This is a genomic window from Polaribacter sp. Z014 (assembly GCF_023555435.1).
In the GTDB taxonomy this organism is placed as follows: Bacteria; Bacteroidota; Bacteroidia; order Flavobacteriales; family Flavobacteriaceae; genus Polaribacter.
Genome location: NZ_JALCZP010000088.1, coordinates 1 through 1,096, shown reverse-complemented (window position 1 = coordinate 1,096; position 1,096 = coordinate 1). Strand labels below are relative to the sequence as shown.

Genomic DNA, 1,096 nt, shown 5'->3' with positions numbered 1-1,096 from the left:
ATTTAGCAAGTTCAATTGAAGTATCCAAAATAGAAATAATTTTAAAGTCAAAGTTCTTCCTTTTTATTTTACTCCACAACTTTTTGTGTTGATCCCTTAAAATATGTTCCTGAACTACTACCAAATGGAGATACTCTAAAACAATTATTAGCAGAAGTAGATATCTATTATATAAATCTAGTAACAAGTGGACTAACACCCAACAGGAAAGAACTGAAATACTTTTTAAAAATTATCCAGATATAGAAAAGGCATATAATTTATGTCTAACTTATCCTGGATTTATAATCAAACAAAAGATAAAACTGTTGCCTTAATTAGACTTGCTAAATGGGATAAAAAGGAAAGACAAGCAAAGTTTAAAAGCTTTAATAGCATTGCTCGAACAATGTCTGTACATTATCAGAATATACTAAACTATTTTGACAATAGAAGCACAAACGCTTCTGCAGAATCTTTTAATGCTAAAATCGGATCAACACAAAAAGTTGTGGAGTAAAATAAAAAGGAAGAACTTTGACTTTTAAATTATTTCTATTTTGGATACTTCAATTGAGTTTATTAAATTATTACTACCAGAAATACTTGTTGATTATTTTAAATTAACCAAACACGAGGTTAAAAATGAAGAACTCCATTTCTATTTCACTGAGTTAAACACAATTCCAGAAGAATTTAAAACACTTAAATTAAGCTCTAAAGGATTTTTTCCGGAAGCCACTATTCAAGATTTTCCTATTCGAGGTAAAAACGTTTTTCTACATGTTATTAGAAAGCGTTGGATTGATGATAATTCTAAAAAATTAGTGATAAGAGATTGTCTATTAGTAGCAAAAGGCACTAGAATTTTTTTAACGCTCCCCATAAATAATGTTTGATCCGATTAAACCTTGTCATGCTGAACTTGTTTCAGCATCTTACCATAAAGAAGTAGCAATGGCTAATGCTGGTTTGCAAAGAATCCTAGCAACACGCCGTAGATCTCTTTAAGCTTATCGCAAAAAAAAACCTCAATTCGTAAGAATTGAGGTTTAAAGAAAGGCGGCGACCTACTCTCCCACATAAATGCAGTACCATCGGCGCGATTGGGCTTAAC

The 1,096-nt window shown here is 30.9% G+C and carries 1 protein-coding gene and 1 pseudogene; both read left to right on the top strand.

What is annotated here, in order from left to right; all coding sequences use genetic code 11:
• Positions 1-143 precede the first annotated feature (143 nt).
• Positions 144-499, top strand: a pseudogene (locus MPF19_RS19035) (ISL3 family transposase).
• A 40-nt stretch (positions 500-539) separates the two neighbouring features.
• The gene (locus MPF19_RS19030) at positions 540-878 is read left to right on the top strand and encodes an ISAon1 family transposase N-terminal region protein (protein ID WP_249989852.1); all 339 of its coding nucleotides are present in this window, start codon (positions 540-542) and stop codon (positions 876-878) included.
• Positions 879-1,096 lie beyond the last annotated feature (218 nt).